This is a genomic window from Kitasatospora sp. NPDC085464 (genome assembly GCF_044541955.1).
Lineage (GTDB): Bacteria > Actinomycetota > Actinomycetes > Streptomycetales > Streptomycetaceae > Kitasatospora.
Genome location: NZ_JBITTM010000009.1, coordinates 124,453 through 148,911, shown reverse-complemented (window position 1 = coordinate 148,911; position 24,459 = coordinate 124,453). Strand labels below are relative to the sequence as shown.

The 24,459-nt window shown below is 73.1% G+C and carries 22 protein-coding genes and 1 pseudogene; 15 read left to right on the top strand and 8 right to left on the bottom strand.

The genetic code is table 11. The features are described 5' to 3' along the window. The first annotated feature begins 2 nt into the window (after positions 1-2). From ACIGG8_RS10435 to ACIGG8_RS10405, 7 genes are all read left to right on the top strand, one after another. On the top strand, positions 3-320 hold the full coding sequence (locus tag ACIGG8_RS10435; protein WP_350521373.1) for a bifunctional 3-phenylpropionate/cinnamic acid dioxygenase ferredoxin subunit: 318 nt from the start codon (positions 3-5) through the stop codon (positions 318-320). 6 nt (positions 321-326) lie between these two features. Next, positions 327-1,091: a Fe-S cluster assembly ATPase SufC gene (gene sufC / locus ACIGG8_RS10430; protein WP_196952639.1), complete on the top strand. Its 765-nt coding sequence runs from the start codon at positions 327-329 to the stop codon at positions 1,089-1,091. Then, a complete protein-coding gene (locus ACIGG8_RS10425; protein ID WP_396546938.1) occupies positions 1,088-2,362 on the top strand; it encodes a cysteine desulfurase in 1,275 nt (424 codons plus the stop codon). Before sufC ends, ACIGG8_RS10425 begins: the two co-directional genes overlap by 4 nt. A 15-nt stretch (positions 2,363-2,377) precedes the next feature. Beyond that, complete coding sequence (gene sufU / locus ACIGG8_RS10420; protein WP_350521371.1) at positions 2,378-2,830, top strand: Fe-S cluster assembly sulfur transfer protein SufU; 453 nt, start codon at positions 2,378-2,380, stop codon at positions 2,828-2,830. Between the two features lie 21 nt (positions 2,831-2,851). After that, positions 2,852-3,232 (top strand): metal-sulfur cluster assembly factor, encoded by a 381-nt coding sequence (locus tag ACIGG8_RS10415; protein ID WP_396546937.1) that lies wholly within the window; start codon positions 2,852-2,854, stop codon positions 3,230-3,232. A gap of 161 nt (positions 3,233-3,393) precedes the next feature. Beyond that, positions 3,394-4,044: a hypothetical protein gene (locus ACIGG8_RS10410; protein WP_396546935.1), complete on the top strand. Its 651-nt coding sequence runs from the start codon at positions 3,394-3,396 to the stop codon at positions 4,042-4,044. 157 nt (positions 4,045-4,201) lie between these two features. Next, a complete protein-coding gene (locus ACIGG8_RS10405; protein WP_396546933.1) occupies positions 4,202-5,005 on the top strand; it encodes a BTAD domain-containing putative transcriptional regulator in 804 nt (267 codons plus the stop codon). Here ACIGG8_RS10405 and ACIGG8_RS10400 read toward each other — a convergent pair. Continuing rightward, positions 5,002-6,342, bottom strand: a complete 1,341-nt coding sequence (locus ACIGG8_RS10400) for an MFS transporter (RefSeq protein WP_396546932.1) — start codon at positions 6,340-6,342, stop codon at positions 5,002-5,004. The genes ACIGG8_RS10405 and ACIGG8_RS10400 overlap by 4 nt on opposite strands. Before the next feature lie 325 nt (positions 6,343-6,667). Here ACIGG8_RS10400 and ACIGG8_RS10395 point away from each other — a divergent pair, with 325 nt between their 5' ends. Next, on the top strand, positions 6,668-8,275 hold the full coding sequence (locus tag ACIGG8_RS10395; protein WP_396546930.1) for a hypothetical protein: 1,608 nt from the start codon (positions 6,668-6,670) through the stop codon (positions 8,273-8,275). 26 nt (positions 8,276-8,301) lie between these two features. Here ACIGG8_RS10395 and ACIGG8_RS10390 read toward each other — a convergent pair whose 3' ends face one another. Next, a complete protein-coding gene (locus ACIGG8_RS10390) occupies positions 8,302-8,781 on the bottom strand; it encodes a VOC family protein (RefSeq protein ID WP_396546928.1) in 480 nt (159 codons plus the stop codon). A 136-nt stretch (positions 8,782-8,917) separates the two neighbouring features. Here ACIGG8_RS10390 and ACIGG8_RS10385 point away from each other — a divergent pair, with 136 nt between their 5' ends. Both ACIGG8_RS10385 and ACIGG8_RS10380 read left to right on the top strand, forming a co-directional pair. Continuing rightward, positions 8,918-10,108: a hypothetical protein gene (locus ACIGG8_RS10385; RefSeq protein ID WP_396546927.1), complete on the top strand. Its 1,191-nt coding sequence runs from the start codon at positions 8,918-8,920 to the stop codon at positions 10,106-10,108. 273 nt (positions 10,109-10,381) lie between these two features. Further along, the gene (locus tag ACIGG8_RS10380) at positions 10,382-11,872 is read left to right on the top strand and encodes an alkaline phosphatase PhoX (protein ID WP_396546925.1); all 1,491 of its coding nucleotides are present in this window, start codon (positions 10,382-10,384) and stop codon (positions 11,870-11,872) included. Between the two features lie 37 nt (positions 11,873-11,909). Here the strand turns inward: ACIGG8_RS10380 and ACIGG8_RS10375 are convergent, their stop codons facing one another. Continuing rightward, on the bottom strand, positions 11,910-13,511 hold the full coding sequence (locus ACIGG8_RS10375; protein ID WP_350521361.1) for a helix-turn-helix domain-containing protein: 1,602 nt from the start codon (positions 13,509-13,511) through the stop codon (positions 11,910-11,912). A gap of 145 nt (positions 13,512-13,656) precedes the next feature. Between ACIGG8_RS10375 and ACIGG8_RS10370 the strand changes: the two genes are divergently transcribed. The 4 genes from ACIGG8_RS10370 to ACIGG8_RS10355 all read left to right on the top strand — a co-directional run bounded on the left by ACIGG8_RS10370 (position 13,657) and on the right by ACIGG8_RS10355 (position 18,574). After that, on the top strand, positions 13,657-14,253 hold the full coding sequence (locus ACIGG8_RS10370) for a PadR family transcriptional regulator (RefSeq protein ID WP_350521360.1): 597 nt from the start codon (positions 13,657-13,659) through the stop codon (positions 14,251-14,253). Further along, positions 14,250-15,566, top strand: coding sequence for an FAD-dependent oxidoreductase (locus tag ACIGG8_RS10365; RefSeq protein WP_396546923.1), 1,317 nt, complete (start codon positions 14,250-14,252; stop codon positions 15,564-15,566). Before ACIGG8_RS10370 ends, ACIGG8_RS10365 begins: the two co-directional genes overlap by 4 nt. Before the next feature lie 287 nt (positions 15,567-15,853). After that, positions 15,854-17,482, top strand: coding sequence for an L-glutamate gamma-semialdehyde dehydrogenase (gene pruA / locus ACIGG8_RS10360; protein WP_396546922.1), 1,629 nt, complete (start codon positions 15,854-15,856; stop codon positions 17,480-17,482). A gap of 162 nt (positions 17,483-17,644) precedes the next feature. Beyond that, positions 17,645-18,574 carry a proline dehydrogenase family protein gene (locus ACIGG8_RS10355; protein ID WP_396546920.1) on the top strand — a complete coding sequence of 310 codons (930 nt, stop codon included), beginning with the start codon at positions 17,645-17,647 and terminating at the stop codon, positions 18,572-18,574. Between the two features lie 79 nt (positions 18,575-18,653). On the opposite strand, the gene ACIGG8_RS10350 is transcribed toward ACIGG8_RS10355, so the two are convergent. Further along, positions 18,654-19,247: a Uma2 family endonuclease gene (locus tag ACIGG8_RS10350; RefSeq protein WP_396546918.1), complete on the bottom strand. Its 594-nt coding sequence runs from the start codon at positions 19,245-19,247 to the stop codon at positions 18,654-18,656. Positions 19,248-19,395: 148 nt separating this feature from the next. Here ACIGG8_RS10350 and ACIGG8_RS10345 point away from each other — a divergent pair, with 148 nt between their 5' ends. Then, positions 19,396-20,088: an RraA family protein gene (locus ACIGG8_RS10345; protein ID WP_396546916.1), complete on the top strand. Its 693-nt coding sequence runs from the start codon at positions 19,396-19,398 to the stop codon at positions 20,086-20,088. 31 nt (positions 20,089-20,119) lie between these two features. Here the strand turns inward: ACIGG8_RS10345 and ACIGG8_RS10340 are convergent. The 4 genes and pseudogenes from ACIGG8_RS10340 to ACIGG8_RS10325 form a co-directional block, all read right to left on the bottom strand. After that, a pseudogene (locus ACIGG8_RS10340) lies at positions 20,120-20,227 on the bottom strand (GNAT family N-acetyltransferase); the annotation flags it as partial. Between the two features lie 116 nt (positions 20,228-20,343). Continuing rightward, a complete protein-coding gene (locus ACIGG8_RS10335; protein ID WP_396546914.1) occupies positions 20,344-21,309 on the bottom strand; it encodes an SGNH/GDSL hydrolase family protein in 966 nt (321 codons plus the stop codon). Between the two features lie 115 nt (positions 21,310-21,424). Further along, on the bottom strand, positions 21,425-22,744 hold the full coding sequence (locus ACIGG8_RS10330) for a TerD family protein (protein WP_396547022.1): 1,320 nt from the start codon (positions 22,742-22,744) through the stop codon (positions 21,425-21,427). 222 nt (positions 22,745-22,966) lie between these two features. Beyond that, positions 22,967-24,226: a hypothetical protein gene (locus ACIGG8_RS10325; RefSeq protein ID WP_396546912.1), complete on the bottom strand. Its 1,260-nt coding sequence runs from the start codon at positions 24,224-24,226 to the stop codon at positions 22,967-22,969. Positions 24,227-24,459 lie beyond the last annotated feature (233 nt).

The following is a 24,459-nucleotide window of genomic DNA, read 5'->3' as shown; positions in this document are numbered from 1 at the left end:
CGATGACCTTCCTCCGTGCCTGCGCGCTGAGCGACCTCCAGGAGGACGTGCCCAAGCGCGTGGACCTCAACGGCGTGCCGGTCTCCGTCGTCCGCACCGACGAGGGGGTGTTCGCCGTGAACGACATCTGCTCGCACGCGAACGTCTCGCTCTCCGAGGGCGAGGTCGAGGACTGCATGATCGAGTGCTGGCTGCACGGCTCCAGCTTCGACCTGCGCACCGGCAAGCCCTCCGGCCTGCCCGCCACCAAGCCGGTCGCTGTCTACCCCGTAAAGATCGAAGGGGACGATGTGCTCGTCTCCGTCAACCAGGAGTCCTGAGTACACATGGCAACCCTTGAAATCCGCGACCTGCACGTCTCCGTCGAGGCCGAGAACGGCCCGCGCGAGATCCTGAAGGGCGTCGACCTGACCGTGAAGCAGGGCGAGACCCACGCCATCATGGGTCCGAACGGCTCCGGCAAGTCCACCCTGGCCTACTCGCTGGCCGGCCACCCCAAGTACACCGTCACCGGCGGCTCGGTGCTGCTGGACGGCGAGGACGTCCTGGAGATGTCCGTCGACGAGCGGGCCAAGGCCGGTGTCTTCCTGGCCATGCAGTACCCGGTCGAGGTCCCCGGTGTCTCGGTCAGCAACTTCCTGCGCACCGCCGCCACCGCCGTCCGCGGCGAGGCCCCGAAGCTGCGGCTGTGGGTGAAGGAGGTCAAGGAGGCGATGGCCGCCCTCCAGATGGACCCGGCCTTCGCCGAGCGCAACGTCAACGAGGGCTTCTCCGGCGGTGAGAAGAAGCGCCACGAGATCCTCCAGCTGGAGCTGCTCAAGCCGAAGATCGCGATCCTCGACGAGACCGACTCCGGCCTGGACGTCGACGCGCTGCGCATCGTCTCCGAGGGCATCAACCGGGTCCGCTCGACCGGCGAGGTCGGCACCCTGCTGGTGACCCACTACACCCGCATCCTGCGGTACATCCAGCCCGACTACGTCCACGTCTTCGCGGGCGGCCGCATCGTCGAGTCCGGCGGCGCCGAGCTGGCCGACAAGCTGGAGAACGAGGGCTACGAGGCGTACGTGAAGGGGGGCGCATCCGAGTGACGCATGCCCATGAGCGGTCGGGCCTGCCGGGTCTGCTCGACACCGACGCGATCCGCAAGGACTTCCCGGTCCTGCAGCGGCTGCTGCACGACGACAAGCCGCTGGTCTACCTGGACAACGCGGCGACCTCGCAGAAGCCGCGCCAGGTGCTGGAGGCGCTGACCGCCTACTACGAGCGGCACAACGCCAACGTCCACCGCGGCGTGCACGTGCTCGCCGAAGAGGCCACCGCGCTGTACGAGGGTGCCCGCGACAAGGTCGCGGCGTTCGTCAACGCGCCGAGCCGCAACGAGGTGATCTTCACCAAGAACGCCTCGGAGTCGCTCAACCTCGTGGCCAACATGCTCGGTTGGGCCGACGAGCCGTACAAGGTGGACGCCGACTCCGAGATCGTCATCACGGAGATGGAGCACCACTCCAACATCGTCCCGTGGCAGCTGCTCTCGCAGCGCACCGGCGCGAAGCTGAAGTGGTTCGGGCTCACCGACGAGGGCCGGCTCGACCTGTCGAACATCGACGAGCTGATCACCGAGAAGACCAAGGTCGTCTCCTTCACCCTGGTCTCGAACCTGCTCGGCACCGTGAACCCGGTCGAGACGATCGTCCGCAAGGCCCAGTCGGTCGGCGCGCTGGTCGTCATCGACGCCTCGCAGGCCGCGCCGCACATGGTGCTGGACGTGCAGGCGCTGGAGGCCGACTTCGTCGCCTTCACCGGCCACAAGATGCTGGCCCCGACCGGCATCGGCGTGCTCTGGGGCCGCCAGGAGCTGCTGGAGGACCTCCCGCCGTTCCTCGGCGGCGGCGAGATGATCGAGACCGTCACCATGGGCTCGTCCACCTACGCCCCGGCGCCGCACAAGTTCGAGGCCGGCACCCCGCCGATCGCCCAGGCGGTCGGGCTCGGCGCGGCCATCGACTACCTGCAGGGCGTCGGCATGGAGAAGATCGCGGCGCACGAGCACGCGATCACCGCGTACGCCGTCGAGCGGCTGCTGGAGGTCCCCGACCTGCGGATCATCGGCCCGCGCACGGCCGTGGACCGCGGTGCGGCGATCTCCTTCACCCTCGGTGACATCCACCCGCACGACGTGGGTCAGGTGCTGGACGAGCAGGGCATCGCCGTGCGCGTCGGCCACCACTGCGCGCGGCCCGTCTGCCTCCGGTACGGAATTCCGGCGACCACGCGGGCGTCGTTCTACCTGTACTCGACGCCGGGCGAGGTCGACGCGCTGATCGACGGCCTGCACCACGTCCGGAACTTCTTCGGCTGACGGGACGCGCAGGACATGAAGCTCGACTCGATGTACCAGGACATCATCCTGGACCACTACCGCAACCCCCACGGCAAGGGGCTGCGGGACGGCGACGCCGAGGTCCACCACGTCAACCCGACGTGCGGCGACGAGATCACCCTGCGGGTGAAGCTCGACGGCGCGACGGTCGCCGACGTCTCGTACGAGTCCCAGGGCTGTTCGATCAGCCAGGCGAGCGCCTCGGTGCTCAACGACCTGGTGGTCGGCAAGAGCGTGGGCGAGGCGCAGGCGGTCCAGGAGGCCTTCCTGGAGCTGATGCAGAGCAAGGGCCAGGGCGAGGGCGACGAGGAGGTGCTGGAGGACGCGGTCGCGTTCGCCGGCGTCTCCAAGTACCCGGCCCGGGTCAAGTGCGCCCTGCTCAGCTGGATGGCCTGGAAGGACGCCACCGCCCAGGCGCTCGCCCAGCACCCCGCCGTGAACGACTGACCCCGCAGAGGAGGACAGACCATGAGTGACGAAACCACCGCCACCTCCGCTGCGGAGGAGCAGACCGGCCTCATCGTCGGCACCACGGCCGGCACCGTCTCGGTCGAGGACCTGACCGAGGCCCTGATGGACGTCGTCGACCCCGAGCTGGGGATCGACGTCGTCAACCTGGGCCTGATCTACGGCATCCACATCGACGAGTCCGACGTGGCCACCATCGACATGACGCTCACCTCGGCGGCCTGCCCGCTGACCGACGTCATCGAGGACCAGGCCAAGACCGCCACCGACGGCCTGGTGAAGGACCTGCGCATCAACTGGGTCTGGATGCCGCCGTGGGGCCCCGACAAGATCACCGACGACGGCCGCGAGCAGCTCCGCGCCCTCGGCTTCAACGTCTGACACCCTTCGGTCCGAACGCCGCTGCCCGGGACTTCATCGGAAGTCCCGGGCAGCGGCGTTCCGTCTCCCCGTGACCGGTGCCCCGGTGTCACGCCCCGGTCACGGCGGGCGTCGGACGCTGGGCGAACCAAGGAGAACCCCGTTCCCAGGGAGGCAGGGAGATGACCACACGACGGATCCTGCGCACCGGAGCGACCATGGCGATGGCCACCGTCATGGCCCTAGGCACCGCCGCTCTGGTGCCGACCACGGCCCAGGCCCAGGACTACGGGCCGGACACCTGCCGCCAGGGCTACGTCTGGAGGGACGCCAGGCCCGGCGACCACGTCTGCGTCACGCCGACGACCCGGTCCCAGGCGGCGTACGACAACAGCCAGGTGCCGGTTCGGACCCTGGCCAACGGCTTCTGCGTCCAGGGCTACGTGTGGCGCGAGGCCTGGGTCGGTGACACCGTCTGCGTGACCCCGCAGACCCGTACGCAGACGAGGTCCGACAACAGCCAGGCCGACGACCGGCGGCTCGCGGTTCGCATCTGGACCGACGACGTCGGCGGCAACCTGGAGATCAACGGCGACCACTTCAACATCGACGGCGCGGTGCGCGTCGAGATCCGGCTGAACTCCACCGGCACCGTGCAGTGGTCGCAGACCGTCACCGCGCACCGCTACGACGGCTTCGCGGGCGGCAGCTTCGGCGTGAACACCGGCCACCCGTACACCTGCGCGTCCAAGAACGCCACCGCCCGGGCGATCGACCTGACCTCGGGCCGGGTCACCGCCTCGATCCCGGTCGGCTACTGCTTCAGGCTGTGACGCATCCCCCGAGTCGACGAACACACGCCGTCACGACCCCCGGCCGGCCCGGGGGTCGTGACGGCGTGTGACCGGGGCGACAGCGCCCAGGACGTGTCGCAGCATGGATGAGAGGGCCCCGGCCGGGGCCCTCCGTGCGCGAAGGAACGGTGGTCCGATGGCTTGCGGCGATCGGTGCGACGACGGCACAGGGCAGCTCGGCCCCGGCCGGGAGCGGGCGGTGGACGGCGGGCAGGTGTGTCTCACGGTGCTCGGAGGCTTCGACCTCTCGGTCGGCGGCACCACGGTGACCGTCTCCACCGGGGCGCAGCGGCTGCTCGCGTACACGGCGCTCTGCTGCCGCGGGGCCGTTCCCCGGGCCCTGGTCGCCGGCGCCCTGTGGCCGGACACCGCCGAGCGCTGCGCGTACGCCAGCCTTCGCTCGGCCCTCACCCGGCTGCCTGCGGCGGGCCGGCGGGTGCTGGAGGTCGGTCCGGCGGAGCTGCGGCTGGCGGACGGTGTCGAGGTGGACATCCGCGGTGCCCGGACGCTGGCCGGCGAGATCCTCGCGCCCAGGGCGACGCTCGGCCGGCTCGCCCTCGGGCTGACGGCCGTCGAAGACCTCTCCGCCGACCTGCTGCCGGGCTGGTACGACGATTGGACGCTGCTGGAGGCGGAGAGCTGGCGGCGACTGCGGATCCACGCGCTGGAGGCTCTGGCAGGCGCCTTCGTCGGGGCCGGGCGCTTCCCGGAGGCGGTGGCCGCCGCCGGGGCAGCCGTCCGCGCCGACCCGCTGCGCGAGAGCAGTCAGACCTGCCTGATCCGGGCCCATCTCGCCGAGGGCAACGCCGGCGAGGCGCTGCGGGACGTCGAGTGCTACGAGCGCCGGCTGCGTGCGGAACTCGGTATGCCCGCGCCCGCCCGGCTGCGCCGCCTGGTGGCGGTGGCCGCGTACGGCGGCGCAGCGGGACGCGACTCCTAGGCGGCGCGCGCGGTCTTCGACCCGCGGGCGACGGCCACTGCCAGGGCGGCGCAGAGGACGGCGGCGACGGTGGCGAAGCCGCTGACGGCGGGCAGGAGGCCGTACTGCTGGACGAGGGCGCCGACGGCGATGATGGGGGCGGAGCTGCCGAGGTAGACGATGATCCACAGGGCGCTCAGCTCGGAGCCGCGGCGTTCCGGGTTCATGGCCGCGACGGCGCTGGTGAACAGGGAGCGGAAGGCCACGCCCTGGCAGATGCCGCCGAGGACGCTGCCGATGAACAGCAGTGCCGGGGTGCCGGTGTACCCGGCGGCGACGACCAGGCCGAGGCCGGTGGCCAGGCCGGTCATGCCGAGGGCGATCACCGTGCGGTCGGCGGTCGGCGGGACGACGAGCTGGGCGGCGGCCGAGGAGCCGAGCAGCAGGGCGGCGACGATCGCGCCGGTCAGGTGCGAGGGCGTGTGCAGCAGCTTGGCCGAGAAGGCCGGGGCGAGGGCCAGGTAGACGCCGAAGACGCCGTACGAGATGAAGCCGGCGCCGGCGGCGAGCAGGAACTCGCGGCGGCCGGTGCGCGGCAGCCGCAGGCGCTGCGGGCGCAGGTGGGCCGGGGTGGTGATCCGGGGCGGGGAGGCCGGCGGGCGGTTGCGGCCGGGCATCCGGGGGTGGACCAGCGCCAGCGGCACGCAGAGCGCGAGGAGCGCGATGGCGTGCAGCAGGAACGGCGTCAGCAGCGGGTCGGCGCCGTCGGCCAGCAGGGAGCCGACGATGGGGCCGAGCGCGACGCCGCCGGCGGAGCAGGCCAGGGTGAGCTTGGCGGCCAGTGTCGGGTGGTCGGGCAGCAGGTCGCCGAGGGCGGCCCCGGCGGCGCCGGTGGACAGGCCCACGGCGATGCCCTGGACCGCCCGGCCGGCGGCGAGCTGCCAGAAGCTGCCGGAGGTGGCGAAGACGACGTCGCCGGCGGCGGCCAGGGCGACGGCGGGCAGGATCAGGGCCCGGCGGCCGAGGTGGTCGGACCAGTGGCCGACGACGGCCAGCACCGGGACCAGCGCGAAGACGTAGATCGTGAAGAGGATCGTGGTGTCGAGCGGGCCGAGTCCGAGGCGCTGCTGGAGGAGCGGGTAGATCGGCGTCGCCAGGTTGGCACCGATCAGCATCAGCAGCAGGGCGGCGGCCACCAGGCCGACGCGGACTCCGCGCATCGCGTTCCAGCGGCTGATCGCGGAGAGCTGGAGCTGGGCGCGCGGCGCGAGCTCCAGGGGAAGCAGGGCCTCCGACAGTCGGCGTCCGTCGAGCTGCGCGGTGCGCAGGCCGGAGCCGGCGGGGGAGAGGTCCGCCATGTGAGGGGTCTCCTGTGGCAGGGCACCACCGGGGTCGGCGGGGTATGCCGGCGCGCCCGTCCTGAGGCGCTGTGGTGGTGGCCGCGGTGCGGGGCTCCCTGGTGGAGCGGATGAGCTGAGAGAGGGGGCTTCGTTGCCCGGCGGCCCGCGCGGGGTGTGCACGGTACCAATGCGAAGGATAAGGGGTGGGCGCGTGGATGCGGCGCGCGCCCCTGCGTGCGCCCCTTGCGGCCGGGCATCGGGGGTGCCACACCTATACGCTGAGGTGGTAGATCGGTACGCGGAGCTGTTTGGGCTGACCGCTGGCTGAGGGAGAGCGCAAACGATGGCCGGACGACGTCGGAAGAACGCCGGGGCTACAGGGGGAGAGGGAGCTGCCGAGGCGGTCCTGCCCGCCGACATGGAGCTGCAGGACCTCTACGGGGCGTTCGCCGCGCACGGTCTGGACGACGAGGACCTGGACGACGCGGCCGTCCTGGTGCCGCCCGTCAAGCTGCCCGCCGAGGAGGAGCTGGCCGAGCAGGCGAAGGCCGTCCCGATGTTCGGGTACGCGCTGACGCTGGCCCGCTGGGCGGCCCCGCACCGGGCGGTGGACGAGTTCGGCGACCTGGTCGAGGAGGACCGCGCCCCCGCCGCGCGGCTGCTGGGCCTGGCCCCGGCCGAGGGCGAGGTGCCGGAGGAGGCCGAGGTCGAGGCGCTGCGCGCCTGGTCGCTGGCCTGCGACCTGGACCTGGTGGAACTCGGCACGACCGCGGAGGGCGAGCACGTAGCCGTCCCCGGGCCGGACCTGGAGCCCGCCGAGCAGGGCGATCCGGAGACCGTCCTGGAGCTGTGGCTGACCGCCGCCGGGATCGTCCGGGAGCTGGCGGTGGAGGCGGACTCGATGCCGGAGGAGGGCACCGAGGAGGCGACGGCCGAGGAGGACGAGGACGGCCTGAACGAGGTCGAGGAGGCCCGGGACGAGGCCGCCGAGCTGCTGGACGAGGCGCTGCAGGTGCTCTACGAGACCACCGCCTTCGCCGACCCCGGCAACGAGACCGTGCCGCTGGGCGTGCTGGCCGCGCTGCTGGTGGTGCCGGAGGGCGAGGAGCCGAGCGAGGAGCTGCTGGGCGACATCACCGACGTGATGGTCGCGCTGGACCCGATGCTGGGCGACCTGGCCGAGCTGGGCCTGCTGGAGTACCGCCCGATCGACCCGGAGCTGTTCGACGAGGAGGAGGGCGAGGAGCCCGCCGTCGTCGGCGAGGAGCCGCTGGACGAGGAGGAGTCGGCCCGCTTCGGCCTGGTCCGGCTCACCCCGCTCGGCCAGTACGGCATCCGGCAGTGGCTGCTGGAGGACGGCTACGACGCGCCGCTGGTCGGCGAGCTGGCCCAGGGCGACGCGGCCGAGCTGCTGCGCGCGGTGTGCGAGTCGGCCAACGTGCTGCCGGAGGAGGAGCTGCGGGTGTGGACCGCCGGCCGGGAGCCGGTGGCGGCGGCGCGCGAGCTGCTCGCGGCGGCGCGCGGCGACGACGCGTACGGGCCGCTGCGGCGGATGCTCTGCGTCTCCGCGCTCGACCTGCTGGGGCCGGGCGCCGAACCGGCCGTCCGGGAGGTGCTGGACGACGCGGAGCTGGGCGGTGCGGCGCGGGCCTGGCTGACCGCGCAGGGCGCGACGGACGTGCCGGTGCCGACCCGGGCGATGACGCTGTGGACGGTGGTCGACACCTTCGCCGCCCAGCTGCTGGACAGCGGCGGTGACGCCGCGCTGCTGCGCGAACTGGTCGCCGACCTGCCGGTGAAGGGCGATACGGCGACCTGGTTCGGCGAGCTGTGGCGGGTCGACCACCCGTACACGGCGGACGTCCTGGAGGCGATCGGGGAACTGCACCTGGACCGGGCGGTGGCCAAGGAGGCGCGCAAGGCGGCCTTCAAGGCCCGTTCGAGGAACTGAGGGGGCCCGGAGCGGACCCGGGGGGTCTACTCCGGGAGGTCCAGCGAGCCGTCCTCGGTGAAGGGGAAGAACGGGTTGTGGGCCAGCTCCCAGAGGTGGCCGTCCGGGTCCTCGAAGTAGCCGGAGTAGCCGCCCCAGCTCGTCGGGACCGGCGCCTTGACCACCACGGCGCCGGCCTCGACGGCCGTCCTCATCGCGGCGTCCACCAGCGCGGGGGACTCCAGGTTCACCGCGAGGGTGACGCCGCGGAAGGACGGCTCGCCGGTGGCGGGGATGCCCGCGTCGGCCGCCAGCTCGTCGGTGGGGAAGAGACCGAGCGCCGAGTCGGCGGTGCGGAACCAGACGATCTCCGGGCTGGAGGCGGTGGAGCGCCGCCAGCCGAGGCCTTCGTAGAAGCGGGTGCTGCGGTCGAGGTCGGAGACGCCGAGGGTGACGATGCTGATCCTGGCGGGGAAGCCGTCCGGTGCCGTGCCGGCGCCCGCGGTGGTGCTGCTCTGTGCTGTCATGCGGCCAGGTTAGGGAGGACGGCTGACAACCGGGTGCCCTGACACGGCCACCACCCCCGTCCGGCAGTCGGGCTGATGACCCGGCAGCTGCGGGCACGTAAGGTGGCGTCAGCGGTGCGGGCGCGAGGAGTCGGGGGTGCGGCACAGGATGGTGCGGGAGAGCGGCGGCAGGCCCCAGGAGTGGAACACCGGGCCCTCGGGCCGCGCCCCGGTCCCGAACCGGTCGGGCCCGGAGGGCCGCTTCGCCGACCAGGAGGACTTCTCCCGCCGGACCCTCGCCGCGGTCGACTTCCCGGTGTACGGCGTGGCCTCCGGTCCGGGCCGCACCGGCGAGGCACTGGCCGCCTTCGAGACCTCCGGCGGCGTGCTGCGCTGGGTCGAGGTGCTGTGCGGCGACTGGCGTTCGGCGGCGGGCCCGTACGTGACGGTGCGGACGTACCGCCCGGGCGCCGAGCGGTGCGAGCCGCTGCCCGAGCTGGAGGACGTCGTCGAGGACGAACGGGACCGCGTCTACGAGCAGTTGGGCGTCGACGAGGGCGACGGGCCGGGCCGGGTGCGGGCGCTGCGCGCGTGGATCACGGTCGACGGCGAGCCGCGCGCCGTGGAGGTGCACGAGGACCGGCCGGTGCTGCGGCCGGGGGCCGCGGCGGCCGAGGGGCCCGGGGCGGTGTGGGCCGGGCGGCTGCGGATCGGCGGGCTGACCGTGACGGTCTGCGGGCGCGGGGTGGACCCGGGCGGGGTGGAGCTCGGCGGGATCGGCGACTTCGAGCGGTACCTGAGCGGACGCACCGACCTGCTGCGCGACCTCGCCTCCCGGCGGGCCCGGTACGTGCCGGTCGAGGAGCGCGAACTGCCGCCCGTCGTCGGGCTGGAGGCGCACCGGTCGCTGATCGCGCAGAGCATCGCCGAGACCGCCGCGATCGAGGCGCAGGTCCGGGCCGGGCGCACGCCGCGGCTGCCGCGCGGGCTGCGCGGGGACGCCTGCGCGGTGCGCTGGGAGGCAGCGGTGCGCCAGCAGATGCGGCTGGCCACCGAGACCCGGGAGGAGGCCGCGGCGGCGGTGACCTCGATGGTCAACCACCTCAACCGGCTGTCCCGGCAGACGCACTGGCTGGTGGGCACGGCGGAGGGGGAGGCGGCCGCCGAGGAGGTCGTCCGGTACACGGTGTTCGCGAGCGAGGTGGCGAGCCTGCCCGCGCAGCGGGCCTGGGCGCAGCTGTGGCGGGAGCGGCCCGCGGGGGGAGGGGCCGGGGTGTGGGAGGAGCACCGGCTGGCCGAGCAGCTGTGGCTGGCGGCCTGGGAGCAGTGGCGGGCGGCGCGGCGCTGAGCCCGGCGGGCCGGGGCCGGGATTGCGGAAGCCGGGTCGGGAGTGCCGTGACGGCCGGGGTCGGGAGTGCCGTCCGACCGGGGCCGGGAGTGCCGTGACGGCAGACGGCTCCTGACGGTGCCTTGGCAAAGCGGAGGTCATGCGAAGGTCATCGGTCCGCAAATGGCCGCCCGGATGTGGGGTGGGCGTCACGCCGGGTTCACCCGCGCGGCGGAGCCTGCTGGGCGTCGGCATCCCGCCCCGACGCCCGCTCATCCTTCAGGAGTTGCTGCCATGTCGCTGTCCCGCCGGGACTTCGTCAACCGTTCCACCCTCGTCGGGGCCGGCGTGCTGATCGCCGGCAGCGCCGAGGCCCTGGCCAGCGCCCCCGGCGCGATCGCCGCCCCGGCCGGCGGCGAGGCTCCGGTCGCGGCGGCCGCCGGGACCAACGCGGCCGGTGGCACCGCCGTCGGCTACGGCCCGCTGGCGCAGGACCCGGCCGGACTGCTGTCCCTGCCGAAGGGCTTCTCGTACAAGGTCCTGAACCGGGCCGGCGTCACCAAGCTGCGCACCGGCGAGTTCACCCCGAGCAACCACGACGGCACCTCCGCCTTCGAGGACGAGCACGGCGGCAACTTCATGGTCGTCAACCACGAGCTCTCCGGCGCCCGCGCCAACTGGCCGCACCCGGTGCCGCTGACCGAGGGCCACGTCTACGACCCGGGCGCGGCCGGCGGCTGCACCATCGTGCACGCCAAGCGGGACGGCTCGGTCGAGCAGTGGGTCGGCATCGCCGGCACCGCCACCAACTGCGCGGGCGGCGTGACCCCGTGGGGCACCTGGCTGTCCGGCGAGGAGACCGAGGACAAGGCCGGCAAGAACGGCTTCACCAAGGACCACGGCTACATCTTCGAGGTCGACCCGTTCGACGACGACTACAACCGGGACCCGCAGCCGGTGAAGGCCTTCGGCCGCTACGCGCACGAGGCCGTCGTCGTGGACCCGAAGCGCGGCCAGGTCTACCTGACCGAGGACGCCTCGAACCCGAACGGCCTGCTGTTCCGCTGGACCCCGCCGGCCGGTTTCAGGCACGGCCGCTACCAGCTGCGCAAGCTGGCCGCCGACGCCGGCCTGCTGGAGGCCTTCAAGGTCTTCGACGCGCAGGGCAAGTTCGTCGACGACCTCTCCCGCGCCACCAAGGTCGGCACCACCTACGGCGTGGACTGGGTCAAGGTCCAGGACCGCGACGCCAGGACCGTCTCCGTCCGCAAGCAGTTCAAGGACGGCGAGGTCACCCGCGCCCGCAAGCTGGAGGGCATGTGGTGGGGTGACGGCGGCTTCTACTTCGTCTCCAGCTTCGCCCGCTCGGAGAGCCCGCTGCAGCACGACGGCCAGGTGTGGTTCTACAACCCGGCCCGCCGCACGATCACCCTGAAGGTCCTGCTGGGCGTCAACACCGACGTCTGGGGCGACCACGACAACTTCGACGGCCCGGACAACATCACCGTCTCGCCGTACGGCGGCATCGTGATCTGCGAGGACGGCGAGGGCGTCTCGCACCTGTTCGGCGCCACCGAGGACGGGCTGGTCTACCCGATCGCCCGCAACGAGCTGAACATCGGCACCGCCGAGAAGCCCGAGTTCAGCGAGTTCACCGGGGTGACCTTCTCGGACGACGGCAAGACCCTGTTCGCCAACATCCAGACCCCGGGCATCCAGCTGGCCATCACCGGCCCGTGGCGCCGGCTGAACGAGCACAAGCGCGGCCAGGGCTACGGCGAGTGACGCACCGTCCGTCCTGACCCCGTCGGCTGCCCGTGGACTACTCGTCCGCGGGCAGCCGCAGTTGCAGCATCGCCAGCAGCCGCTGCTGCGGCTGGGCGAGGTCGATGCCGGTCAACTGCTCGGCGCGGCGCACCCGGTAGCGCAGGGTGTTGGGGTGGATGTGCAGGGCGTCCGCGGCCACCCGGACCTCGCCGAGCGCGTCCAGCCAGGCCAGCACCGACTCGGCCAGCCGGGTGCCGTGCCGGCGGTCGTACTCGGTGAGCGCGGTGAGCCGCGGGTCGCGCAGGCCGGTGCGCTCCTGCAGCAGCGCGACCATCTCGCTGACCAGCACCTCCGCCTGGACGTCGATCAGTGCCGCGACGTCGAGGTCCACGCCGCCGCGGCCCATCGCGTCCAGGATGCGGTCCGCCTGCGCGCGGGAGTCGGGCACCTGGGCCAGCCCGTCGACGGTCGCGCCGATCGCCGCGCGCAGCGTGACACCGAGGTGCTCCCGGGCCGCCGTCACCACCTCGGAGGCCCAGCCGCGCACGGTCGTCATCGGCAGGCCCGGCGGCAGCTCGGGCAGCAGCACGTACACCCGGGACTCGATCGGGGCGAGCAGCGCGGTGCGGTGCCGGGCGGCGGTGTGCACCGAGATCAGGCCGGTGACGTCGGAGCGGTGCAGCGCCTCGGTGGTGTGCGCGCCGTACGCCAGCACGGTGGCCGGGCGGCGCAGGTCCAGGCCGAGGTGGGTGGCGAGCGACTGGGGGCCGGTGGAGCCCTCCAGCAGGCCGGTGAGCAGCGTCTGGGTCAGCCGGACGTCGGCGGACAGCTCCCGGCGGCGGCGCACCAGCTGGGCGGCCGCGACGCGGGCGGCGCCGACCAGCGCCTGCTCGGCCAGCGGGGCCAGCGGCTGCGCGCCCTCCTGTACCCAGATGGTGCCGAGCGGCTGCGCCCCGGCCCGGATGCCGACGGCCAGGCGGCGGCGCAGGCCGAGCTCGGGGTGCGGCTCGACCGCGATCGGGGCGTCCGAGCTGCGCAGGTGCTGGAAGATGCCCCACTCGCGGAGCTTGGACAGGTACGGCTCCGGGCCCTGCCAGCCGAGGATGGAGAGCCGGCGCAGGTCGTCGACCTCGTCGGAGTCGGAGGAGCGGGAGTAGGCCAGCACCCGGCTTGAGGTGTCCTCGATCGAGACGATGCCGTTGGTGAGCACGGCGACGGTCTGGGCGAGGGAGAAGAGGTCGCCCGCGTTGGGCTCGGGGGAGCCGGGCGCGTCCGGCGCGTCCGGGCCGGCGATGATCGCCCGGGCCAGCGAGTCGAGGTGCTCCCAGCGGGTCTCCCGGCGCACCGAGAGCAGGGCCACGCCCGCGTCGGTGGCGGCCTCGCGCAGCGCGTCGGCCTGGCCGGGGCCGTCCAGCTTGACCGCGACGGCGGCCGCGCCGGCCCGGCCGGCCGCGCGCAGGGCGGGGAGGGCGGCGCGGCCGCGGGCGCCGATCGCGAGGACGAGTTCGCCGGGGGAGGCGGTCGGCGGGTCCTCCGGGTCGAGGATCGCGACGTCGCGCACCGGGACGTCCAGGCCCAGCGGGGCGGCCTGCAGTTCGACCAGGGGTTCGCCGAGGGACATCAGCAGTTGACGGAGCGGCAGGCCGGGTGTGCTCACTCAGGCCTCCTTCATCCGCTCGGACAATGCCGTGTGGTTGATTTTAGCCGGACGGACAGAGTCGTGGTTCGTCGATCCTGAATAGTTGACTCTGACTATCCGAGAATGGATAGTCAGTACTGACCAAGTGATGAGGAACGTTCTCATGGCGAAGCGACGCAAGGTGTCGAACCCGCTGGCCCTCGCGGTCCTGGCCGAACTCGGAGCCGAGCCGATGCACCCGTACGAGATGGGGCGCCGGCTCAAGGAGCACGGCAAGGACCGCAACATCAAGTACAACCGCAGCTCGCTCTACATGGTCGTGGAGCAACTGCGGAAGGCCGGGTTCGTCGCCGAGCAGGAGACCGTCCGCGACACCCAGCGGCCGGAGCGCACCGTCTACGCCCTCACCCCCGAGGGCCAGACGGAGCTCCTCGACTGGATGCGCGAATGGATCGCCGAACCGCAGGAGGAGTACCCGGCCTTCGGGGTCGCCCTCTGCCTGCTCGTGGTGCTCCCGACCGAGGAATCGGCCGACCTGCTCGGCCGGCGCCTGGAGGCGCTGGACGCGCGGATCGACGACTCGCGCGCCCAGCTGCGCAAGGCCGTCGAGATGGACGTCCACCCGATGTTCGTCGTCGAGGAGGAGTACGCCCTCGCGTTGCTGGAGGCCGAGCGCCGCTACACCGAGAACCTCATCGGACAGATCGGGGAGCCGGACTTCAACCGGACCCTGCAGGAATTCATGAGGAGCCTGGAATGAGCACCACCGGCACCACTGGCACCACCAGCACCACCGGCAACACAGGGACCGCCCGGAAGGCGCTGGTCATCGGCGGCGGCATCGCCGGACCGGTGATGGCGCTGGCACTGCGCAAGGCCGGCATCGAGCCGGTCGTCTTCGAGGCGTACGGCAGCTCCGCCGAGGGCGTCGGCGGCACCTTCATGATCGCCCCCAACGGGCTCGGCGCCCTGGCCCTCGTCGGCCTGGAGGAGGAGGTCGGCCGGATCGGGCAACCCGTCGGGCCGATGGTGATCGAGGACGGCAAGGGCGGCGTGCTGGCCGAGTTCTCCGGCCTCGCCGACCTGCCGCGCGGGCGGCTGATGCGCCGCGCCGAGCTCTACGAGGTGTTGCAGCGGCGGCTGCAGGAGACCGGCGTCGAGGTGCACTGGGGCAAGCGGCTGGTCGGCGCCGAGGAGGGCGCCGACGGGGTCACCGCCCGGTTCGCCGACGGCAGCACCGCCACCGGCGACCTGCTGATCGGCACCGACGGCACCCGCTCCACCGTCCGCACCCTGATCGACCCGGCCGCGCCCGCCGCGCAGTACACCGGACTGCTCGGCGTCGGCGGCTACAGCTCCCACCGGCTGCCCGGCCGGGCCGGACGCGGTGAGTCCGTCCACTTCGCCAACGGCGCCCGCGCCTTCTTCGGCTACTGGGGCCTGGCCGACGGCAGCGGCACCGCCTGGTTCAGCAACATCCCGCAGCCCGAACCGCTGGCCCCCGAGGAGGCCCGGGCCGTCGGCATGGCGGAGTGGCTGCGCCGCTGCCGCGATCTGCACTCCGACGACGTGCCCGCCCGCGAGGTGCTGCGGATGGCGGACGTGGAGACCATGGACGTGTTCCCCCGGCTGGAGATCATGCCGTCCGTGCCGCGCTGGTACCGCGGCCGGATGGTCCTCGTCGGGGACTCGGTGCACGCCCCGTCCAACAGCTCGGGCCAGGGCGTCTCGCTGGCCGTCGAGAGCGCCGTCGAACTCGCCCGCTGCCTGCGCGACCTGCCCGACCACACCGCCGCCTTCGCCGCGTACGAGGCGCTGCGCCGGCCCCGGGTCGAGAAGATCGCCGCCGACGCGGCCCGCACCAACAGCCAGAAGTCCTCCGGGCCGGTCGGGCGGATGATGTTCCGGCTGGTCGCGCCGATCGCGATGCGGACCTTCATGAGCCCCGAGAAGATGCTCCGGCCGGTGCACGGCTACCGGATCGACTGGGACCGCCGGATGGCCCCGGTCACCCTGGACGGCACGGGTGCGGGTGCGACGGGCCGTCACGGGCGGGACAAGCGCGCGGCCTGACGGTCGGGCGCGGTGACGGGAGCCGGCCCGGTGCGGTGCGGGAGCGGGTCGGGCGCGGTGCGGGGGCGGGTCGGGCGCCGCGACGGGGCGGGTCGGCCGCCGCGGGGGTGGGGCCGATCGTGACCGCGGCGTGACCCCCTTCGTCGGGCCGGACAACGCCGTACGGGGGAATTTAGCCGCCCGGCCAATCAAGTGGGTCGGTGGCCAGGAATAGCGTTCGTGCTGTGGCCGGCGTGCGACCCGCGCCGGCAATCCCCCCGCATTGAACGAAGGAGAGCGTGCGCTCTATGGACGCTGTGACCCAGGTCCCCGCGCCGGTGAACGAGCCGGTCCACAGCTACGCCCCCGGGAGCCCCGAACGGGCCCGTCTGGAGGCCAAGCTGAAGGAGCTGGGCGGCCAGGAGCCGGTCCAGCTGACCATGACGATCAACGGTGAGCGCCGGATGGGCGGCGGCACCGAGATCCACGTCGTCCAGCCGCACAACCACGCGGCTCGGCTCGGCACCCTGCGCAACGCCACCCAGGCCGACGCGCAGGACGCCATCGACACTGCTCTGGCCGCTGCCCCGGCCTGGCAGGCGCTCTCCTTCGACTCCCGCGCCGCGATCTTCCTCAAGGCCGCCGACCTGCTGGCCGGCCCCTGGCGCGAGACCCTGGCCGCCGCCACCATGCTGGGCCAGTCCAAGACCGCGCAGCAGGCCGAGATCGACACCCCCTGCGAGCTGGTCGACTTCCTGCGCTTCAACGTGCACTTCGCCCGCCAGATCATGGCCGAGCAGCCGATCTCCTCGGACGGCGTGTGGAACCGCAGCGACCACCGCCCGCTGGAGGGCTTCGTCTACGCGATCACCCCGTTCAACTTCACCGCGATCGCCGGCAACCTGCCGACCGCGCCCGCGCTGATGGGCAACGTGGTGCTGTGGAAGCCGTCCCCGACCCAGCAGTACTCCGCGCACCTGCTGATGCAGCTGCTGGAGGAGGCCGGCCTGCCCAAGGGCGTCATCAACATGGTGACCGGCGACGGCCTGGCCGTCTCCGACGTCGCGCTGAAGCACCCGGCGCTGGCCGGCATCCACTTCACCGGCTCCACCGCCACCTTCCAGCACCTGTGGCGCGAGGTCGGCACCAACATCTCGCAGTACCGCACCTACCCGCGGATCGTCGGCGAGACCGGTGGCAAGGACTTCCTGGTCGCCCACCCGTCGGCCGACCCGAAGGTCCTGAAGACCGCGATGACCCGCGGCGCCTTCGAGTTCCAGGGCCAGAAGTGCTCCGCACTCTCCCGCGCCTACGTCCCCGCCTCGCTGTGGGCCGGGCTGAAGGACGAGTTCGCGGCCGAGGTCGAGGGCCTCACCATGGGCGACGTCACCGACCTGTCCAACTTCATGTCGGCCGTCATCGACGACCGCGCGTTCGCCAAGAACAAGGCGGCGATCGACCGCGCCCAGGCGGACTCCTCCGTGGAGGTCCTCGCCGGCGGCACCTACGACGACTCGGTCGGCTACTTCGTCCGCCCGACCGTCCTGGTCTGCCAGGACCCGGCGAGCGAGTACTTCAAGGACGAGTACTTCGGCCCGATCCTGGCCGTGTACGTCTACGAGGACGAGAAGTACGACGAGATGCTGGCCCAGATGGAGTCGGTGTCCCTGTACGGCCTGACCGGCTCGATCATCTCCCAGGACCGCGCGGCGGCCCAGGACGCGATGCACAAGCTGCGCTTCGCGGCCGGCAACTTCTACATCAACGACAAGCCGACCGGCGCCGTCGTCGGCCAGCAGCCCTTCGGTGGCGGGCGTGCCTCCGGCACCAACGACAAGGCCGGCGCCAAGCAGAACCTGGCGCGCTGGACCTCGACCCGTTCGGTCAAGGAGACCTTCGTCCCGCCGACGGACTACCGCTACCCGCACATGGGCTGACACGCCCCGTGCCGACCACACGGTTCGTCCAGTAGCCACCGGTCACCCGCGACGCCCGGCCCCGCAGCCGGGCGTCGCCCCGCCGGGGCGGCGGCCCCACCCACCCGAACCGCCGCCCCGGCCCTTCTGCCACCCTTGGAAACACCAGCTCCAGGAGTCACGATGCTCCGTTCCGCCCTTCTCGCGGCCTCCCGGTCCCCGCAGGTCCGCACCGTGGTCGAGAAGTTCCCCCCGACCCACGCGATAGTCGAGCGCTTCGTCGCGGGCGAGGCCCTCGACGACGCGGTCACCGCCTGCGACGACCTGGTCGCCACCGGCCGCAAGGTCACCCTGGACCACCTCGGCGAGGACACCCAGGACGCCGCCCAGGCCGCCGGCACCGCCGAGGCGTACGAGCACCTGCTCAAGGCCCTCAAGGAGACCGGCCTGGCGGCCGGTGCCGAGGTGTCGGTCAAGCTGTCGGCCGTCGGCCAGTTCCTCCCGGTGGACGGCGAGAAGATCGCGCTGGAGAACGCCCGCCGCATCTGCGAGGCCGCCGCCGACGCGGGCACCACGGTGACCCTCGACATGGAGGACCACACCACCACCGACTCCACCCTCGGCATCGCGCGCGAGCTGCGGGCGGACTTCCCCTGGCTGGGCGTCGTGCTCCAGGCCTACCTGCGCCGCACCGAGGCCGACTGCCGCGAGTTCTCCGGCCCCGGCTCGCGCGTGCGCCTGTGCAAGGGCGCCTACAAGGAGCCCGAGGCGGTCGCCTTCCAGGGCAAGCACGAGGTCGACCTCGCGTACGTCCGTGCGCTGAAGATCCTGATGGCCGGCGAGGGCTACCCGATGATCGCCTCGCACGACCCCAACATGATCAAGATCGCCGGTCAGCTGGCCGAGTGGAACCACCGCACCCGGGACTCCTTCGAGTACCAGATGCTCTACGGCATCCGCCCCGAGGAGCAGCTGCGCCTCGCCGGCGAGGGCAACACGATGCGCGTGTACCTCCCGTACGGCCAGGAGTGGTACGGCTACTTCATGCGCCGCCTCGCCGAGCGCCCGGCCAACCTGACCTTCTTCCTGCGCGCCATGGCCACCCGCAGCTGACCCCGGCGCCACCGAACGGACGGCCCGCACCCCTGACGGGGGGTGCGGGCCGTTTTCGTGGTTTCCGGAGTCCGTGGTTCTAGAGGAAGTCCTTGGTGTCCAGGTCGAACTCGAAGGGGGCGGGGATCGTGAGCGGTTCGCCGAACGCGGCGAGGTGGACCTCGGTGTACTCCTCGCGGTGAGGGGCGCTGAAGAGGCTGACCTGGGACTTCTCGCGGTCGATCAGGAGATAGAGCGGGATGCCGGCGCGGGCGTAACAGTGCCGCTCGGTGATGCGGTCCTGGTCGGGCCTGCTCGACGTTACCTCGGCGACCATGGCGACGCCGTCCGGTTCCATCCACGGCGGGGCGCCGCGGAAGAGGCGAAGCTCCCGAGGCGCGATCGTCGCATCCGGAATGACGTGGTTCTTCGGGCACAGCCCGCCGCTGACCAGCCGGAGACCCTTGCCGCCGGACACTTGCATGTGGACCTTGGACTTGGCTTTCACCTGATCGATGAGAAGGTCGATGTAGTCCTCGTGATCGCCGTCCGGCGGTGGTGCCACGATGATCTCTCCCTCGATGAGCTCGGCTCGGAAGCCTTCGGGGGAGTGCAGGCTCAGGAAGCTCTCCAGCAGGATGTCGGCCTGCGATGGGGAGCCCGTGATCGGATGCTTATGCGCCACAGCACTCATGATGCCCCTCCTTCGGATGGGCGTCAGGCTATTCGCCGCTGGGTGGCGTTGTGCAGTACACGGCGGACCTTCACTCGATGGTGTGAGTTTGAGGCCGGGCATAGGATCCGGTGCTGGTGAACTGGGCTTTTGGTGGGAGGAGTTGGGGATGCTGAAGGAGTTCGCGGGGCTGTCGACGCCGTTGGTGGCGGATGCGTGTGTGCGGCTCGGGGTGGGGTTGCGGGCGGCGCCAGTGGGGGTTCGCGGGGTGGCCGGGGGGAGCCGGGCGGCGGGGCGGGTGCTGCCGGTGCGGCACTACGGGAGCGTGGACGTCTTCCTGGAGGCGTACGGGACCGCCCGGGAGGGGGACGTCCTGGTGATCGACAACGGCGGGCGGACCGACGAGGCCTGCATCGGGGACCTCGCGGTGCTGGAGGCGCGGGCCGCCGGGGTGGCCGGGATCGTGGTGTGGGGGCTGCACCGGGACACGCCCGAGCTGCTGGACATCGGGCTGCCAGTGTTCAGTTACGGCGCCCTGCCGCTCGGGCCGATGCGGCTGGACGAGCGGGAGCCGGAGGCGCTGCTCTCGGCGCGGGTCGGGCCGCACGCGGTGACCGCCGGGGACGTGGTGTTCGCCGACCCGGACGGGGTGCTGTTCGTTCCGGCCGACCGGGTCGAGGAGGTGCTGGAGGCGGCGGGCGTGATCGCCCGGATCGAGCGCGCGCAGGCCGAGCGGATCGCCTCCGGGGACACGCTGCGTCGGCAGACCGCCTTCGACGACTACCTGGAGCGCCGCGCCGCCGACCCGTCGTACAGCTTCCGGCAGCACCTGCGGCGGGTCGGCGGGGCGATCGAGGAGTAGCGGCGGCGGGATCGAGCCGGAGCCAAGTCCCTTACAGGGCGCGGTACATGACGTGCAGGCCGACGTAGCCGTCGACCGGGTGGCGGAAGGCCTCGGGGACGGTGCCGACGATCTCGAAGCCCAGCGACTCGTAGATCTCGGGCCAGTCCTCGGGGGTCGCTTCGCGGATGAGCATCCGACAAGCATGATCCACAGCACCGGGCCGGGCCAGTGGTTTTCCGCGGGATGCCGGGGCTCCGCCCGGCAGCCGGCGGGTCAGCCGCCGAGGACGGCGTTCTCGACGACGACGGCGGCGTTGGCCTGACCCCGGGCGTTCGGGTGCACCAGCGCGTACTTCAGGGGGAGGATGCTGGTCAGCACGCCGTCCAGCCAGTGGTCGGCGTCGCAGACGCTGTGGCCGGCGGTGCTGGGGTAGAGGTCGACGAAGGTGTCGCCGTGGGCGGCGGTGGTGCGGGCGATGGCCGCGTTGAGCGGCTCGACGATCGCGGTGCGGGCCCAGGCGAGGTCGCCGGTGGTGAAGGTGACGAACTGGCGCAGGTCGCCGTAGGTGCAGAGGTTGACGTCCTCGGGGACGAGGTGCGGGTAGCCGACGGTGAGGACCTTGGCGAACGGGGCCTTGGCGTGCAGCGCGGTGAGCATTCGGTCGTAGGCGTCGCGGAGCCCGGTGAGGCGGCCGGGCAGGCTCGCGTCGTACGCGTCCTTGCAGGGGGTGCCCTGGCCGAGGTGGGTGGCGCCGAGTTCGATGCAGTTCTTGAGGATCTCGGCGAAGCCGAGGTCGTTGCCGCCGATGCCGACGGTGATCAGGTCGGTGGCCGGGCCCACGGCGTCGATCTGCGGCGGGACGGGCGGGTAGGGGGCGTTCGGGTCGGAGCCGAGCGGCGGGAGCGGGCGGCCGAGCGGGGAGAGCTTGGTGGCGTCGACGTTCTCGGTGGTGGCGCCGCTGCAGCTGACGTTGTGCTGGTCGACCAGGGAGCCGAGGTCGCGACGGGCGATCTCGGGGTAGGACCCGACGGTGCGGGCGCAGCCGTCGATCGGCTCGGTCTCGGCGCCGGTGGCCTCGATGACGCCGGCGGTGTACGAGTCGCCCATCGCCACCCAGCTCAGGGCCCGGGCGCGGGCGGACGGCTTGGCGGCGGCCTGGACGGCGGTGGGCGTGGTCAGTCCGGCGGCGAGGACGACGGCGGTGCCGGCGACGGCGAGGCGGGACGGGAAGCGGGGCACGGTCTCTCCTCAGCGAGTGCGGGGGAGAGTGCGATTCACCCCCCTGAGAGTCAATCGAGCCGGTGCGTGGACGACTTGATGCCTCAGGAGGGTGAATTCGCGGGCGCGGGCATGACTAGAGCAGCGCGGCGGCGGGCTCGATCATCGCCCGGGCGGTCTTGCCGTCGACGTACTCGCCGAGCGCGGTCATCTCCCACTCGCCGCCCGGACGGCGGACCAGCTTGCACATCACCACGCCGGTGCGGGGCTCGGAGTGGGTGAGGTCGAAGCGGACCAGTTCCTCGTTGGTGCCCGCGTCCAGCAGGCGGCAGTAGGCGTTCTTCACGTCCGTGAACTTCTGGCCGGAGAAGGAGTTGACGACGAAGACCAGCCCGTGGACCTCGGCCGGCAGGCCCTCCAGGTGCACGGTGATCATCTCGTCGTCACCGTCGCCGCCGCCGGTGAGGTTGTCGCCGGAGTGGGCGATGGCGCCGTCGAAGATGTTCAGCTTCATGAACCAGGCCGTCTCCAGCCGCTTGTGGCGGGCGTCGAAGGCGAGGCAGGAGGCGTCCAGGTCGACGCTGCGGCCGCGGCCGGCGGGCTCCCAGCCGAGGGCCATCCGGACGGAGGAGAGGAAGGGGCGGCCGTTCTTGATCAGGGAGACGGAGCTGCCCTTGACCAGGCTGACCCGGCCCTTGTCCAGGGTGATCTTCGCCGGCGCGGCCGGGGCGGGGGCCGGGGGTGCGGCGGGCGGCGCCGGCGGGAGCGGGGGCAGCGCGTGGGAGCCGGTGGCGATGGCGATCCGCGGGTCGACCGCGGCGGCGGGCGGTGTTGCGGGCGCCGCCGGGGGAGCGGGCGGGGCCGTCGGCGGGGTGGGGAGCTGGACGGTCGGGGCCGCAGCCTGCGGGGTGCTCGGGGCGGGGGCCGCGGGGGCCGGGGCGGCCCCGGCGGCCGGGGCCGGGGTGTCCTCGACGCTGACGCCGAAGTCGGTGGCGATGCCCGCGAGGCCGTTGGCGTAGCCCTGGCCGACGGCGCGGACCTTCCAGGCGCCGTTGCGGAGGTAGACCTCGACCACGATCAGCGCGGTCTCCACGCCGAGCGGGGGCGGGGTGAAGGTGGCCAGGACCTCGCCGCTGTCGGCGTCCCGGACGGTGGCGGTGGGCTCCGTCCCGGCGAAGGTGGAGACCTGGTCGGCGGGGCTGGCGGTGACCACGATCTTGGTGATGCCGGCCGGGACGGCCCGGGTGTCGACGGTGATCGCGTCGGGGGTCCCGGCGGCGGCCGGGCGGTGGCTGACACCGGGGCCGTTCGGGGCGTTGAAGAAGACGAAGTCGTCGTCCGAGCGCACCTTCCCGGCGTCGGTCAGCAGCAGGCCGGAGACGTCCAGCGCCTTGGGCGCGGTGACCTCGACGGTCACTCGCGCGGCGGTCAGCGGTGCGTTGCCGCCTTGGGTCAGGACGGTGGGCACGGACTCCTCCTCGGGTGCGGAACGACGGCCCCGGGCGGGGGCCGTTGGGGGCGCCCGGCCGGGTGGTGCCCACAGTAACGAACGAGGGTGCGGGGATGCGCCCGTCCGGGCAGGTCAGCTGTCGGATCGTCGGACTGTTGGAACGTTGTAACAACGGGCCGTCGGCCGGGCGGCCGCGGCGACCGGCCGGACCGGGCCGGCGGCGGGGCGTCAGCGGGGCGCGGGGGCCTGCGGACCGGCCGGAGTGCCCGGAGGCCGAGGTGCGGCGGGCAGGGGAAGGGCGGGGCCGAAGGTGCCGAGCGTGGCGACCGCGCGCGGGTGGCCGAGGGCGAAGGCGGAGGCACTCCAGCTCTCCGTCGGGGCCGACTTGCGGACCGCCGACGGGTCGGCCGCGGCCGGACGGGCGCCGCGCACCCCGAAGGTGTAGTGGCCCGGTCGGACGTCGGTGCCGGGCGGCGTGGTGAAGCGGTACACCAGGGTGCCGCGCTCCTGCTGGACGGTGACCACGGCTCCGGGCAGGTCGGTCCAGGCGGTGCCGGGGCCGGCGGCCGAGTCGCCGGGGACGAGCCGGAACTCGGCCTGCAGGGCGGTGACCGACTCGGTCACGGTGAGCCCCAGCTCGTGCCGCAGGCCGTCGCGGCCGAGCGGGGCGACCAGGGCGACGCCGGACAGGGCGTGGTCGGCGCTCGGGTCCGGGTCGACCGGGTCGGGCACGACGGGAACGGGCGCCGTGGGAGCGGGTGCGGTCGGGTCGGGCGCGGTGGGGCCGGGGGCACCCGTCGCCGTGCCGGTGTCGCCGCCCGGGTCGGTCGCGGTGGGCGGCACGGGGTGGGTCGGTCCGGTGGGCTTGAGGCCGGGCCGGTTCGGCGGCCGGTCGTCGGTGGGCCCGCCGACGGGCTGCTCGGTGGGCGGGGTCGGGGCGACGGGCGAGGGCCCGGCCGGCGCCGGTGCGCCGGGCTGGCCGCTCGGCTCGCTGCCCGCGAGCTGGGTGCCGGAAGGCTGCGCGTCCTGCCCGGCGGCGGTCCGGCCACCGGTCGGGTCGCCCGGGTGCGCCGAGCGCTCGGTGGGGGTGGCCAGGGCGGGTGCCGCTCCCGAGGGGTGGGCCGAGGGGCGCGTGGGCGGGTGCGCCGGCTGCCGGGCGGCGGACGGCCCGCCGGAGGCCGGGCCGGCCGTGGGCGTCGACGCGGAGACCGCCTCGGCCTGGTCGGTGGCCCCCGGGGTGGGCGGCGGGGTGGAGCCGACCCGGGCCACGCCGGCCCGACGGCCGATCCCCTGCTGCTCGTTGAGCAGGAGGGTGGTGGCGATGCTGATGCCGACGACGGTGGACATCGCCATCGCGGCGCCGGAGAAGCGCAGGGTGGGCAGGCGGAGCCGGCCGCCGAACGGACGCGGTCGACCGTGCCGGCCGTTCCGGCCGTGCCGCTCGGGCTCGTGCCGCACGTCCTGCGTGGTGTCCTCGCGCACAGCCACCGGACCCCTCCCTCCCCGAAGTCGCCGTCGCGTCGCCGTATTCTCCCACGCGCGACCGCCGGGCCCGGCTCCGGCCGCCGCGGGGGGCCGTTTCCGCCGCGGGCCCGCGTCGGGGAGGGGGAGAGCGTACCAGCGGGCGGTCACACCGTGGACGGCTTCCATCCATTTCGTGGACATCCGTTCGATGTACGGAAGTTGACGCTCCGTCCGACAAGCGCCGTAAGGGCCGGTTG